We start from the raw sequence: 13,817 nt of genomic DNA, 5'->3' as shown, positions 1-13,817 counted from the left end.
TATCTAGAAGTTTTAGACATGTGTTTTTTAGAACTTGCCATGCCTCTATTATAGAGTTCTTTACGACTGTCACTTCTAGGATTCGCTGTTCAATTTATTGTGCGCTAGATAAAAAGAAACCGTTCCGCTTCCTATCAGATTCGCCCAGGAAGGCGCTTGCTTCAGCCCTTGGACGAAGGTAGCATCGCTTCCCAACCAGGGGTTTCTCAAGAAACCGAGAGTTTTCTGGCGAAACCAAACCACGCTATTTTCCCCGTTAAAGGAATCGAATCTGATGGCAAAAATTTCTGTGTGGATCGCGAAGAGAAAGCCAAACGGTACAACAAAGTCAGGAAGGACAGCTTGGAAAACGGAAGCCTTTCGATTTAAAAACGAGATAGCCAAGGATCCCGATGCCCGTGTTTTGGTTTTCTGGAAAGTCGGTCGGCGAAATGGCGAGAAGCTAATGGAGGCGACCGGTGAAAACGGTTGGAGGCAAGCGGTCAAGTTTCGCGATGAGAAACTCAAGGAGTTGCTTGCGGAAAACGAGATCGTCCCAGAGGGACGAACTGCCTGGAAAACATTCCGGGCAGAATTTGAGCGTGAGAAGCTCCAAGCGACGGGAACCGAGCGATTAGCTAATTTAACCGTCAGAGACTACCGCCAGTTATTGGATCGTCTGGAGAGGCTCATTAACCCGAAAACGGTGGAAGCACTTGATGACAAGACAGTGGCAAAATTCCGTAGCTTACTGATGACCACGAAAGCCAAGCAGTCCAAGGATGGCAAGCTCGGGGCAGGTTCCGTCTCCAAGTACCTGAGATACTTCCGTTCCTTGTTGAATTTCGCACGTAAGAAAGGCTATTCGGTCGCCAACACAGTTGAGCAAATTAAGACTTGGCCAAGCGACACGCGATATTTGCCAGACGAATCTTTGCAAAAGATTTTCGGTGTCCTCGATTCAGCAAAACGCCCCGTCCTTGATGCGCCTTATTCGATCCCGGATTGGTGGCGAGGTTTTCTGTGGCTAATGCGATCCAATGGACTGAGGCTGAGCGAAGCTCTGAATTTGAGATGGGAAAATGTCTCGCTCGACAACGCGACGATCTTGCTGCCCACTCAGAAAAATGGCCAATCAACGACACTGCCGATCAGCGTGCAAACTGCGGCCTATTTAAGAAAGCTGGTCGACCTCGGAGAGGAATTCGTTTTCCCAACGGGGGGGCTGCACGAAAAGGCGCTATACGAAGAATGGCACGCAATTCAAAGCTTGGCGGGCGTAAATCGACGATGCCTTTTGGCCGATCGAGACCCTGACCACACCTGCACGGAAAGCTGCCAGTATTTCGGGTTTCACAGCCTGAGAAAAGCGTTCTGTTCAATCAACGCCCAGAATGGGATGGCGCTAGAGGTCCTGTGTGCCCTGGCTCGGCATTCGAGCGTGGCTGTTACCCAGCGATTTTACTTGGACGCAGAAGCCCTCCGAATGAAAGCAGCGGGGACTCTTGCTGACCCTAAATTTGAGACCAAGGAACCGACAAAATAGTGCCCGTCCCGTCCCGCCAAACGTTCGGGAGGTCATTTTGGTTTGGCAGCTGGTTTGGCAAACCGATCAACCCGATCTGCCATTTTCTCTAAGTGCCTACAACATAAGAACTTAAAGAGTAGGCCAGGCAGGACTCGAACCCGCGACCAAGGGATTATGAGTCCCCTGCTCTAACCGACTGAGCTACTGGCCCAAGGTATTACAGAGAAACAACTTACAGCCAGTCTCGACAAGGCTTACAACGCTCTCTGACACCTGATTTGACACCTGAACACTTTCTCGAGTTACTCCTTGGACATTCCACAGTCCAGATTGTTCACGAAGCGGTTGAGGTGTCGAATGTCCCAGTCTAATAACGAAAGGCCTCCCAAGCCATACGGGGACTTCCCTTTGTTTTCCAACGTGAAGAAACGATGGGCCAAGAAGATAAGCGGCCGGCTCTGCTATTTCGGCCCGTGGGATGATTGGGAAGGAGCCCCCGGCAAAGTAGGAACAACCGCGAGACGCCTTGTAAGCTGGCCATACCCAAAGGCGATTGGACCGCTGAATTGCTGCATCTGGAAGATGGACGCGGTGTGTGTCATCTAGTCGTTCTAGTTATTCTCCAGCCAGCGTCTAAACGACCGATTTTAGCGGAGTCCTGGTAATCAACACAGCAGCAACCACCGAAAACGCAATTGCAATGCTCGCGTGCAGCACACCACCTTGCCAATCACGATCTATGAATATCCGAGCAGCGGTGATGAAAATCGGGTGAACGATATAGACTCCCATTGTGATGCTCGCCAGAAACACAAGCCATCGCGGTGCATCGCTGTTAGTTGACCACATGCCCGAGAGAGCAAAAAGAGCCAAAGCGGTGAAGCTGAAGCTAGAAACGCTCCACTTCCCAGCGATAACAAACGCGGTAGCGGCCAACAAGCATGAGCCGAGAATGATAGCCAGTGATTCATTCGTGGTTGGCTGTCGACGACTGAAGACTGAAACGTAAACGATGCCGATAATCACAGCAGGTAACGCGCCTAGCCACTGTGGACACGGCGCAGGCAGTAGCCACCAGCTAAATCGAGACTCCATCGCTACCAACGTAAATACAAGGATAGTTGCCGCCACACACGCAATAACTATCCTGCGAGTCAAATCAACTGATCCAATCGCTTTCCGTAGATAAGCACAGCTGACCGTAACAAGAAAGATGAAGGGCAGAAACCACAAGTGGATTGCTGTGCCGTAGAAGAACGACATCCCGTTAAGGTAAGACGGCACCCCGGCCGCACGTCGCACCAAATCAAGCACCCCAAACACCAGACACCAAAACAACCACGGTAGGAGGATTCGTGAAGCTCGTTTGGCTGCGAAGTCTTGCATCGGTCGAGAGGTTTGGGCCAATGCAACCGAGATGATCACCAGCACCGGAACATGGAATGTGGTGAACTTACTTCCGGCTGCACCAACGTGATACCAAATCACTAGTAGCACTGCCACGAATCGCAGAAGATCAAATCCTACGACACGTTCACGCGAAATGCTCTTGGTAGTTTCAGCAACTCTTGGCTTTACGCTTGCCGATTCGAGAGTGGTAGATTTCACGAGTCAGACCTAGTATTGAGGCGCGAGGTTGCCAGTTTTTGCCGCCTTCACACTGGCAGATCATTTCACGAATTGCCCTAATGCCGGAGCAATATGCCATACCTCAAGGTGATGCTCAAATACTTTCGGAGAAGGTTGCACTTTATGAGTAAACAGGATCCCTAACCAACTTCGAAATCGCGTGACATCGATGGTCAAAACGTTTGGATAGGGAAGATACCATCAGCGCACTTTGGCCAATTCACCCAAACTTTCACTTCGCCCCAGGCTGCCATTGACATAGTGCTGGGCGAGCCTGCAGCTTCCCATAGAATGCAGAGATGGACATTGTTACGCACGCATTGATTGGAGCGACAGCTGCGGCTGGTTGGTTACCGTCGCAGCCGGAGTTGGCTTGTGGCGTGGTCCTGGGGAACGTGGTGCCTGACCTCGATGCGTTCTCGCGGCTGGGCGGGAAGCAGGCATTCATACGGTGTCATCAAACGTACACGCATTCCTTGGCCGCCATGGCAGCTGTGTTGCTGGTCTCCGTTGGGCTCCATTTCGTGAGCGGGCCTGTATGGTCGATGTTTGTGCTGGGTCTAGCGATCGGGATGGTCATGCATGTCGGCTTGGACCTAACCAACTCTTACGGCGTGCAGTGGGCGTGGCCGATTTCTCGACGACGGGTCGCCCTCGATTGGATCTTCTTCATCGATCTGCCAGCGCTGATTCTCACGATCGCCGCTTTGGGTTTGATCGGGATGTTTGGGCAGGACATGGCAATGCTACCGTGGGTGTCTGGAATCTACGTCGGGCTGCTATTCGTTTATGTCGCCATGCGGTCACTGATCGCTCGTCGAGCCCAGCGTTTGGCGAAAGAAAGTGACGAAGCAGCCGAACGTACGGCCGTGATCCCAACCACCTGGTTGCCGTGGATGTTCTTGGTTTGTCGCGACTTGGAGAACGCCAGTGAGACGTTTGCATTGAACGCCATCACTGGCCAGCAAAGCCAAGCTCGAACGGTCGCGACGTTCGATGCCGAGTTGCCAGCGGCGGTAAGCGAACTGATCGAGTGGCAGGCCATGCGGGCGTTGTCGCCGTACTATCGTGCGGTCGAGCAGAAGCAGTCATCGGACGAGCAAGCGATCGTCGTGCGGGATCTGCGAATTCGCAACTTCGATACGCGATTCGGAACGCTGACGTGTCGCCTCGACGCCGAAGGTCAGATCATCGACAAACAGTGGGAAGTGTGATGAACTGGAACTGGAAGCATCATCCTACACACGGATTTCGTTTCTCGGCGACCGACGCCTTGGCAATCCTCGTTTGCGCGGTGGCGACGACGTTGGGCCTAACCATGATTGGTGACGTGGCGTGGTTCTTCCCGTTCGTGCTGGGGCACTTCTTTTTGTTCTGCAATTTGTTTCGCGTGCGGCGCTTGCCAGAGCTTGTCTGGGCAGGCGGTTTTCTCACCTTGGTCGTCGCTTGCTTGATCGCGAACGTCTCGGTCTTGCATGCGATGTGGCTAGTGCTGCCGTTGACCGCCGGCGTGTTAACCTATTCGATTCGTCGGCCAGACTATCATGGCATTGGAAGTGTCGCCCCGGTGAAACAAAGCTGAGTTTCACGCTTCACCAGTTGGGCGTCTTTACTTCCGCTGCATCAGTACTTGCACCAGCGTTAAACCAATCGCGCGCATCGAGGCGATAATCCAGAAGCCCAATCCGGCGATCAGGAAATAGATCGCCCAGAAGATCACGGGCGGCTCTCCCATTGCAATCAGTCCGGCGATGATGGCCAATGCAATGAACAGGCCGCCCAACAAGCTGGTCGCCAAAAGCAGACCGTCGCTTGGTTGTGTTTGCAAGCTGCGATACGGCTCTTCAATTGCAGGCGTCACCTTGGTGATCGATTTCAGTTCGACCCCCATCTCTTTCAGATGCTTCGTCAACATGAACTGACTTTGACCGTCCATCACCTCGTCGATTTCCGTTCCATCCTCGGCGGTGCCAATGACGTGAAATTCCATAATCTGTCCTTCGGAGTCTGGTGGCAGCTGGGTTGAGTGACACAGCGTAGTGGTTTGCTTGGTCAGATACAAGCATTCCGCTGCCTTGAAGAACTCTACCTTAATCCAAGGCTGATAGAAACACTTCGTCAAGTTGCTCCGGACCGATGCCTGTCGCCTCGATCAGATGCTGGTGGAAGCGTAAGTGGTAGGTATTCTCAGTCACATTGGCCGGGATATCGACGGAGGGATCGCGGATGGCCTCGATGTTACTGCACCGACACTTCCTGTTGTACACGGGTTTGGTTACCCCCTTGGTCGACGACGATCATCGTGAGCCGGACCTTGCCGTTTTTGGCTTGAGGACGGACGATCAGTTGTTGGCCGTGGACTTTGTCCTTCAGTGGGCCGAAGTCGATCAACGTCGAGGCGTTGCGGTCCATCACCACATAACCGCGGAGGGCCGTTTCGTCGGCGGCTTTCAATTGCAGCTTGACCTGACCGGTGGCGCGGGCGATGTCGACGATCTCGAACTCGACGATCGGCTTGGTGTCATCCGTGCGATCGATCTCGCGGTTTAAGTAGCGAGACGAACTCAATAGCAAGGTGTTCGCGTCGGAAAATGTCACCATCTTACTCTGCGGTGTCTTCGAGGAAAGATTGCGGCGAATGTTGCGATAACCGTTACTCATCACGTTGCGGTCTTGATCGGTGAAATCGTGTGGTAGGCCAAGCGAGTGCCCCAGTTCGTGGATCACCGCGCCAAAGCCGTTCTCGACGAACTCGCACCGAGGAGAATTCATCGGTCCGTCCCACGCTTTGCGGCCTTTCACAGGCGTGGTATCGAAGAAGCGGCTCAGCTGCTCCTTGGTTGTTAACCCACAAAACTCGTCGCGAAGCAAATGAGAAGAGAACATCGCCAGGCCTCCCTTGGCCGATCCGTATGCCCCCAATGCAAGCACACCGTTCCACATGATGTTGGCGGGCGTTTCATCGTAGTTCTCGCAGAAGACAAATCCGATCGCTTCGTCCAGCTTGCCCAGCACCGGCTTCACCTCTTCACCCACCAGCGAGAACTGTTTGTTCTTGTCGTACGCCGGCGGCTTCGTATAGTACGCGGCCGGATGCTTACCGCGAATGAGATGAACCTTCGTCTCGCCTTGCTCTTGTTGCCAAGTGAGGCCTTCGGTGCGGATGCCTTTCGAGGCCAGGTCGTTGCGGTACATCGAGTTGACGAACTGCGTGATCACGCGGATCTTCTTTTCGTAGTTCGCCACCGGCTGGCGATCGCTCGGCACGAAGTAAGCGACGCGTACCTCGTACTTGTGCGGGCCACTTACCAGTGGCCTGACCGTCGGCGTGGGGCTGGGCGTTGGCTTCGGCGCGGGTGCGGGCTTGCTGGCCGATGCGATTTCCTTCAGCAGTGCGGCCGGGGGCTTGGTGAAACCTCCTTTGTAATACGCGTTCCACTTTTCCCCTTTCGGTTGCCGCCAAAATGCCTGATCGGTGGTTAGCTTGATGAAAAGCTTCGTCTTGCGGTTTTGTAAAATGATGCCAGCTGCGCTGCGTTCGATCTCGTCCAACTCGTTCAACTCTTTGCCGGGGCGGACGAATCGCCAGCTGCCGTCTTCTTGCCGCAAGTAACCAACCGTCTGGCCTTCCATTTGAAAGCACCAAGCAGGCTGCGGCGGAGCGGCCAGGGCAGGGGAGCTGCCGCCGGTAAGTAATAGAATGACACTGAGTCGATATATGGTCGTTCGATCGATGAACATAGTCTTTTCCTAGATAAGTCTATGCCTGTTGTAATTGACAATTGTTGGTCAGGCAACGGAAATGGCGTTACGATACACGCTCCCCAAACACGAATCACGCGTTTTCACCCCAGGAACTCTAGTGATGCACCTCTTCCACGCTTGTTCCGCTTTTTGGGCGTTTATGGCCTGGCTCGTGCTGGCCGCCCCGGCGTTGTCTCAAGAGGTTGAGTTGACGTTGCAGTCGGCTGAGCGGAACGTTGATTTTGTTTCGCCGATCTACCTTCAGTTCGACATTAAGAACGTTGGCGACGAACCGTATACGTTTGTTCGTCCCACACTCGATTACACCAACTTCCGTATGGAAGCTTCCGCACGCGATGGCGACGTGGCGAATATCTTGTTTATCGACCGGGGCTACGGGTACGGTTTGGTCGGCGGCCCCGATGCAACCGTTACCCTTCAGCCAGGGTGGACGGCGCGTTACTACCTGCTTCGCTCGTCGGCCCATTACCAACAATGGGAGCCTGACTTCTGGCGACGAATTCAAGAGATTGGCTATTTCGATCTGTCCGCCGTCTATCGACCGAAGCGTGCCAAGGATGCCAACCCGCAAGCGACCTACACGCTCGCCGCGAAGTGCGAGCTGCGTACCGCAAGCATCAGCCGAAACGATCAAAAGCGGCTCGACGAACTGTTCAGCGAAAAGGGACGCCAAGCGGTGAGCCTGTATATGTTGGGCCAACTAGGACCGTCTACGTCGCTCGATCGTCTGCATAGCCTGCGTGGCACCTTCGAAAGCAAATCGTTAAACGACACGATCGAGTTCCTTTACCTGCAGTATCGTGCCTACAAGTCGCCACCCGAGGAGAAAGCAGCCGCCCAGGCCGATTTCGATCGGTGGCTCAACCAACTGCCAGAGATTCAGCGAATGGCAATTCGCCACGTCGGCAATCCTGAGTCAGGCATCTCGAAGACGTTCCTGCTCGACGAAGCGGGGAAGCCGGTTAAAGAGTAGATCGCCCGTCATTCACCTAAGAGCTCAACACTGGGCCGCTTTAGTTCGTCGGCTTAACCACCACGTAGCGGATGCCGTCTGGGTAGCACGCGCGGTTTGTGTTGGCTTTTAATTTCTCGATTGCCGTCTGGTCGGCCTCGTCCAATTGAGCGTCCCACAAAATGGTCAGCCTGCGGATCGAGCTTTGTTGAATGCATTCGATCGGCAGCGCGGCTGGTTTGCAGGCGATGTCGAACTCAGGCGATCGAATCTCCTTCAAGTACTTTAAATTGCCAAGATCAAAGTTGGGGCAATCATCGATCGAAAGCCGCTCGAGCGTCTTGGCATGGCGGAACTCGTGGAGGAATGTTCCGCAAACTTGTCGGCCCGAGACGGCGATCCTCGCCAGATTGCGACAGTGGCAAAACTGGCTGATTCCTGCGTCGCTGATCTGTGGCCCACCGACGGCAAACTCCCTGAGGCTCGTGCAGTGGTTCCAATGACGCAGACCTTCATCGGTAACCTGCGTATTCTTCAGGCGAATCAGCTTGCACTGGTTGGCGAAGTCGGCCAGTTCGCGTAGGAGGCGATCGTCGACATCGGTGCCGGTCAGATCGAGACTTTGCGGCTGCGACCGCAGCGACAAGATGGCATCGGTATCGACATCGCTGTAGGCGAGTCCCAAATAATTCACGTGCTGGCAGCGGCGAATGTTCTCCCAAGCATGGCTGCCAACCAGCTGAGCTCGCTCGCCCACCAGGCTTCCATCGAACCGATCGACATCGAGATAGATCGACGCCACGTACAAATCCTCTTCATCGCTGACCGCCCAGCGAAACGGGCCGCCGGTCATCCGCGCGGTGAGAACCGTGAAACCTTTTTGCTGCAACTGCCGAGCAAAACTAGCTTCGCGCGAGGCGTAATTCGCGGAAGACCAAATCGCTGACATCACACCCACGGCGGTACATAACCCAATCATCCCTCGTAAAGACCAGCGGGGGAGGGGCGGGCACCACCGGGCGAATCGCCGCCAGCGTGGCATCGACTTGTCGCGCAAGTTGTTCATGGCAACGTATACGCTACCAAAATCACACCGCCGAAACACGCCTATTTTGTCGAGTGAATTGCCACCTTGCGGATGCCATCTTTGATGTACATCGTGTTCTCTTTCGCTTTCATTTCCGCGATCGCTTTGTGGTCGTCTTCATCCAGCGGAGCATCCCAGAGGATGTTCACGACCGTGATGGGCGACTTTTTGAATGTTACGCCGCGGAGTTCCGATGGTTTACAAGTAATATTGAGCGTCCGCATGCTGATGCCAGTTAGATAGGCGACATTGAGCGGATCGAAATTGGGGCATCCCGTTACGTCAACATATTCAAGATCTTCAAGCGAACCCCATCCGCGCAGAAAGCTGCCGGTGATTTTCGGGCTTCTCAGGTACAGCGATGAGAACCTGGCTGTGGAATCTATCGCCCCTAGACCTCGGTCAGATATTTGATCGCTGTCGATCAGTAAGTGTCCTCCAAATCCTTTGTGATACCAATTAGGAGGGGACTCACGATCCGCGCAGGCTTCTAAATGATTGATATTCGGATGCTTGCCCACCACAACAAGTGCCTCGTCTGTCGCGCAAGCATCGTTCATAATTAACGTGTGAAGTTGATCGCAATCTGCAAGTTCCTTCAATCCGTTTTCCGTTACAAGGGTTCCTTGAAAGTCCAATGCTTCTAGCTTTTGGTACTTACCCACCGCGCGGAGCAGGCGATCGTCTATATCGGTGTTCGCCACACTTAGCTCGCGTAATGCTGGCAAACAGGCAAGGGATAACAGTGCTTCGCTATCTACATCGCTCTGATCCAACGAAAGGCTCTCGATCTCATCGAGGTAGCGAATCATACCCAGATGATTGCTACCAATAAGCTTGGCCCGACCCTTTGAAAGCTCGCCCCGAAACTTATTGATATCCAGATGGACACCGGTGACATAGTGCCAGGCTGGGTCATTCCGATCTCGCCGTTCGCGGTAACTCAAATTGTAGACGTAAACTTCAAATCCTTGGCTTCGTAGTTTACTGACATAAGAATCTTCCCTCGACTTCTGAAAGATTGCTGTCCACACGCCACATACCAGGGCAATTATCGCCAGCAACCAGATCATTCCCTTGACTGACCAACGCGGCAGTCTTCTTCGCTTACTATCCGGAATCTCTTTGGCTAAGAGCTTGTCAAACATTTAGGTCGGCTAGGAACTTGGCTTAATGGGCTACCTGAGGCATGTCCGTGGATAACGCCGCCAGCAAGATCTGAGCGTATCCAGTTAAATTGCCCACGAACATGGCCACCGCGATGATCTCCACACGGTAACGACATGTTCGCCAGACGAAGCCTTGATGGAAGATCACGGCCAGACAGATTGTGTTGACGATCCAGACATGCCAATAGATCGTCATTACCAAGGCGACGGCGGAGACGGCGATTGTGCCAAGAAGGGAACCTAAAGAGAAACTTACCGGCGCAGACGATCTTCGTCGATCTTGGCCTTCACGGGCATGTTCAATGGATTCCATACTACGTGCACTTGTCAAAGCTGTCGGAAGCATCGTCCCGGTTTCTGACTGGGATGAGTTGGATGTTTCGTCATGGTTAGGGCATGACCAGTCTACTCGAAATCACGCTATCTTCGCAAAAACTTCCTCTTTCCAGAATCCGTAATCAGCACTGCTTCGTCGGAGCTTACAACGTGGCAATGTACATCTTGGAGTTGCGAAAATGGGAAGGCTTCTCAGATGCGAACGGAAACCATCTTGATCAGCGGTACTATCGGCCTGATTCTTCTGGGCTGGGTGATCGTGGCTTCCGAAATCTTGCCGCGGCGCGACGACGCACCTTTCACGTCGCAGTTGACGGTCCATCCGAATACTTCGACACTTACCAGCGACGTGATCGCGGTGGACGACACGTTCCTGTTCGAACGAAGTAGCGGGCATTTTGAAACGGGATTCGACCGGCTGCAGATCCGTGGAAATGGTCAGGTGAAGATGCTCGTCCATGTTCAACTTTCTAACCCGAGATCGATCGAGCCACGACTGGCGACCTTTACGCTGACCGACGACGAACTGGCTCGGCTGGGTTACGCTTTGCGGTCTGCCCATTTCGCTGAGATGCCGGATGGGTACTCGACCAACCTTTGCGATGCCGCATTTTTGAGCATGCTGGTCGCCTGCCAAGGGAAGCGGAAGAACGTCTCGTGCAGTGATTACATTTCCGACGAACTTCTGATGCTTGACGATTACATCTCGCAGCACGTGATCGCACCGCATCGGGACGAAGCCGATAACGCCCAGCCAATCCCGTGGGAAGAAGTCGAACAACGGTTCCAACCGTGACAACATGACAGGTTATCCGCATGTGATAGCGAGCAGGAATAAGTTTTTCTGAGTCAAGAAACCATTGGCTATCGGTGTTCGTCCTGGTTATTAGCTGCCTAACACTTGGTAGGCACTCACTCAGGAAATCGTCCGTAAGGAAACTCGTTATGTTGGCCAATTTCGCAAACCCGACTTGCTTGCTGATGGGAGTCGGAGTGATCGTCAGTGTGTCGATCTTGGCGGCATCGGCCTATCTGCCACTATGGCGCGGGGCTAGTTCCTTTCCGCTAGGCACGACAACGCCCAATAGTTCGACGCTAGCAAACGAGGCGATCGTGCCGGGCGAGTCGCTGGTCTTCCGTTACGGCATTGGCTCTGGCCTGACAGGCTTCGATACTCTGGAAGTCTGCGGCAACGGTGACGCACGATTTCAATTTTGCGAACGCTGCTTCGAGCAGCCGCGCGAAGCCAAGTTTCAACTGCCAAGCGAATCGGTCGCGGACCTTTGCCAGCGTCTTCGTGACATGGAGTTCGCCGATATGCCGGACGCCTACCACGCCAACGTTCACGACGGAACCCAAATCATCTTGACGCTTCAGGTGAACAGCCAAATGAAGCGGGTCTACCTGAACAATCACTTTCCGGCCTCCGTCAAATCGCTGATCGCCTACATCGATCAACAGTTATTGGTAACCGTTCAATCGGAGTTGAACCAATCGCAACCTATCGACCGCGCCGACATCATCGATCTGTCAGCCGCCGATACCGAGGTCGAATTAGTCGGCCGTTAAGATTGATTGCTTCGCGTGAACTCGGTTTGACCTTTCGTTAATTCCCACGTACCCTCAACGTTGTTCCATCTCATCTCATCAGGAAACAACGTTATGTCTTCTCTTCCCATGCGTGGTTTGTTTTCGTTGCTGATCACCTTGTTTGTTGGCTCATCGGTTGTAGCTCAACCTCTTTTTAAGATCGAGCATAGTTTAGAGTTGGCCGTGGCGAACTCGCCTCGGATTTACGTTGCCACGATCGACGCGATCGAACCGGCGGTCAAACTAGGTGCGCCGCAAATGCTACATCTAAAGGTTAAGGAAACGATCAAAGGGCATCACCGGCAGAAACACGCCGTATTGCTGAATCATCTCACCGACGCCCAGCAGCTTGCCCAAGACAGCGGTACGCCGGTTTTGGTGTTGGAAATCGACAATACGCACAAAGCACTGGTCATTCCGTTGACCGAAGAGCCGTCCCCCAAAGCACTGACCACCAAGTTCGACGTCATCCGCGATTCCACCAAGCTACTTGAGATGACCAAGGAACTGGCTCAGGAAACGATCGGAATCGCACGGCAACGTTCGGTTCGAGTACGCGTGCCGCAAGCGTTCGTGAAGGATACCCATTGGATGAAATACTACCGCACTGGTGGAGGTGTTTCGTTGCATGTGCCGGTTGATAAGCAGCTTGAACAGCACGCCAAAACGTGGCTGCGCGATTACCCAGACCATTCGATCATCGGCGGCGAAGCGATCGAAGCGCTACGATATTTCAAAACGGATGAAAACATCGCACTGGTCCGTTCGTACGTCGACCACGACGAGGATGACGAAACCGCGGAAGATACCGACCATCAACCTGGAGGCCGATCATTCAACGCTACCGACTACGCCGCCAGACGCACACTGCGATATTGGGGTGTTCCTTCAGAAGCGGAAGAAGATTCTGAGAACGCTGACAAGGCAGAGTAATAGAATCGTTCTGCCACCGATGTCAGGGCTACAGTATGTCGTGCGTTTGACTAGTATTAACGCGTGATCGAGAAAGTCCTAAACTGCCACACGAACCGCAACGATCGCTTTCCAGGCCTGGAAATCGTAGCGTGGACCTCCTTTCAAAGGACACGCTACGGATCACCTAGAAACAACTTCGCATGGCGACCGACCGATACGCTGACCCAGCGACGAGCCTTATTTACGCGAATCAATCCTTATCGTTTTGGCTTATGTATGCAGCCCTGGAAGGGCGCCAGATTGTAGCCAGGGGCGTGAGCCCCTGGAACGTGATCTACCAAAACCCGAGCCCCACCGGGGCGGCAGAATCGAGAGCAGCATCATGCCTCAGTCGTTCGCAAACCTCCTAATTCACGTGATCTTCAGCACGAAGCATCGCCGGAATTCGATTGATGACGAATGGTCAACTCGGCTTTACGAGTATTTGTCCGGCACGCTGAGAAAACTGGGGAGTCCGTTAATCGTGGGTGGTGGCATGCCTGATCATGTTCATCTGTTGGTGTCACTCTCACGAGAAACGTCGGTGGTCGAATTGGTCCGTAACGTGAAAGCGAATTCGAGTCGATGGATTCACGAGACCATTCCCAATCGTTCTGACTTTGCCTGGCAAGCTGGCTACGCAGCGTTCTCAGTCAGCGAATCAGCCGTAATGGACGTTCGTCAATACATCGAACAACAACAGAAGCATCACCAAACACGATCGTTCCGAGACGAACTGCTCACGTTTCTTGACAAGCATCGTATCAAGTACGACGAGAAGTATGTTTGGGAGTAAATGCTTTATTGAAGCAAGACCTTCTGCCGCCC

14 protein-coding genes and 1 tRNA gene are annotated in these 13,817 nt (G+C 53.5%); 8 read left to right on the top strand and 7 right to left on the bottom strand.

Features of this window, described 5'->3' with window-relative positions; all coding sequences use genetic code 11:
* Positions 1–274: 274 nt before the first annotated feature.
* Positions 275–1,525, top strand: a complete 1,251-nt coding sequence (locus C5Y83_RS06405) for a tyrosine-type recombinase/integrase (RefSeq protein ID WP_105328822.1) — start codon at positions 275–277, stop codon at positions 1,523–1,525.
* Positions 1,526–1,644: 119 nt separating this feature from the next.
* Here C5Y83_RS06405 and C5Y83_RS06400 read toward each other — a convergent pair.
* Both C5Y83_RS06400 and C5Y83_RS06395 read right to left on the bottom strand, forming a co-directional pair.
* Positions 1,645–1,718 (bottom strand) — tRNA-Ile (locus C5Y83_RS06400).
* A 422-nt stretch (positions 1,719–2,140) separates the two neighbouring features.
* Positions 2,141–3,115, bottom strand: a complete 975-nt coding sequence (locus tag C5Y83_RS06395) for an acyltransferase family protein (protein ID WP_105328821.1) — start codon at positions 3,113–3,115, stop codon at positions 2,141–2,143.
* A gap of 320 nt (positions 3,116–3,435) precedes the next feature.
* Here C5Y83_RS06395 and C5Y83_RS06390 point away from each other — a divergent pair, with 320 nt between their 5' ends.
* Both C5Y83_RS06390 and C5Y83_RS06385 read left to right on the top strand, forming a co-directional pair.
* A complete protein-coding gene (locus C5Y83_RS06390) occupies positions 3,436–4,350 on the top strand; it encodes a metal-dependent hydrolase (RefSeq protein WP_105328820.1) in 915 nt (304 codons plus the stop codon).
* The gene (locus tag C5Y83_RS06385) at positions 4,350–4,718 is read left to right on the top strand and encodes a hypothetical protein (RefSeq protein WP_105328819.1); all 369 of its coding nucleotides are present in this window, start codon (positions 4,350–4,352) and stop codon (positions 4,716–4,718) included. Before C5Y83_RS06390 ends, C5Y83_RS06385 begins: the two co-directional genes overlap by 1 nt.
* A gap of 27 nt (positions 4,719–4,745) precedes the next feature.
* Here the strand turns inward: C5Y83_RS06385 and C5Y83_RS06380 are convergent, their stop codons facing one another.
* Positions 4,746–5,258 carry a hypothetical protein gene (locus C5Y83_RS06380; RefSeq protein WP_105328818.1) on the bottom strand — a complete coding sequence of 171 codons (513 nt, stop codon included), beginning with the start codon at positions 5,256–5,258 and terminating at the stop codon, positions 4,746–4,748.
* Between the two features lie 116 nt (positions 5,259–5,374).
* Positions 5,375–6,877: a hypothetical protein gene (locus C5Y83_RS06375; protein WP_105328817.1), complete on the bottom strand. Its 1,503-nt coding sequence runs from the start codon at positions 6,875–6,877 to the stop codon at positions 5,375–5,377.
* 124 nt (positions 6,878–7,001) lie between these two features.
* Here C5Y83_RS06375 and C5Y83_RS06370 point away from each other — a divergent pair, with 124 nt between their 5' ends.
* Positions 7,002–7,874 (top strand): hypothetical protein, encoded by an 873-nt coding sequence (locus C5Y83_RS06370; protein ID WP_105328816.1) that lies wholly within the window; start codon positions 7,002–7,004, stop codon positions 7,872–7,874.
* A 40-nt stretch (positions 7,875–7,914) separates the two neighbouring features.
* Here C5Y83_RS06370 and C5Y83_RS06365 read toward each other — a convergent pair whose 3' ends face one another.
* Genes C5Y83_RS06365 through C5Y83_RS06355 form a run of 3 tightly spaced genes read right to left on the bottom strand, consistent with a single transcriptional unit; the run spans position 7,915 to position 10,422 of the window.
* A complete protein-coding gene (locus C5Y83_RS06365) occupies positions 7,915–8,919 on the bottom strand; it encodes a hypothetical protein (RefSeq protein WP_146117669.1) in 1,005 nt (334 codons plus the stop codon).
* Between the two features lie 41 nt (positions 8,920–8,960).
* Positions 8,961–10,088 (bottom strand): hypothetical protein, encoded by a 1,128-nt coding sequence (locus tag C5Y83_RS06360; RefSeq protein WP_146117668.1) that lies wholly within the window; start codon positions 10,086–10,088, stop codon positions 8,961–8,963.
* A gap of 22 nt (positions 10,089–10,110) precedes the next feature.
* Positions 10,111–10,422, bottom strand: a complete 312-nt coding sequence (locus tag C5Y83_RS06355) for a hypothetical protein (protein WP_146117667.1) — start codon at positions 10,420–10,422, stop codon at positions 10,111–10,113.
* A 219-nt stretch (positions 10,423–10,641) separates the two neighbouring features.
* Here C5Y83_RS06355 and C5Y83_RS06350 point away from each other — a divergent pair, with 219 nt between their 5' ends.
* From C5Y83_RS06350 to tnpA, 4 genes are all read left to right on the top strand, one after another.
* Positions 10,642–11,241, top strand: coding sequence for a hypothetical protein (locus C5Y83_RS06350; protein ID WP_105328812.1), 600 nt, complete (start codon positions 10,642–10,644; stop codon positions 11,239–11,241).
* A gap of 149 nt (positions 11,242–11,390) precedes the next feature.
* Entirely contained in the window at positions 11,391–12,014 is a 624-nt protein-coding gene (locus C5Y83_RS06345) for a hypothetical protein (protein ID WP_105328811.1), read from the top strand.
* A gap of 93 nt (positions 12,015–12,107) precedes the next feature.
* Positions 12,108–12,968, top strand: a complete 861-nt coding sequence (locus tag C5Y83_RS06340; RefSeq protein WP_146117666.1) for a hypothetical protein — start codon at positions 12,108–12,110, stop codon at positions 12,966–12,968.
* A gap of 364 nt (positions 12,969–13,332) precedes the next feature.
* Positions 13,333–13,785 (top strand): IS200/IS605 family transposase, encoded by a 453-nt coding sequence (gene tnpA / locus C5Y83_RS06335; protein ID WP_105328809.1) that lies wholly within the window; start codon positions 13,333–13,335, stop codon positions 13,783–13,785.
* Positions 13,786–13,817 lie beyond the last annotated feature (32 nt).

It is taken from the genome of Blastopirellula marina (assembly GCF_002967765.1).
GTDB classification, from domain to species: domain Bacteria; phylum Planctomycetota; class Planctomycetia; order Pirellulales; family Pirellulaceae; genus Bremerella; species Bremerella marina_A.
The sequence above is the reverse complement of the archived record's forward strand: the minus strand, read 5'-3'. Positions and strand labels throughout refer to the sequence as shown.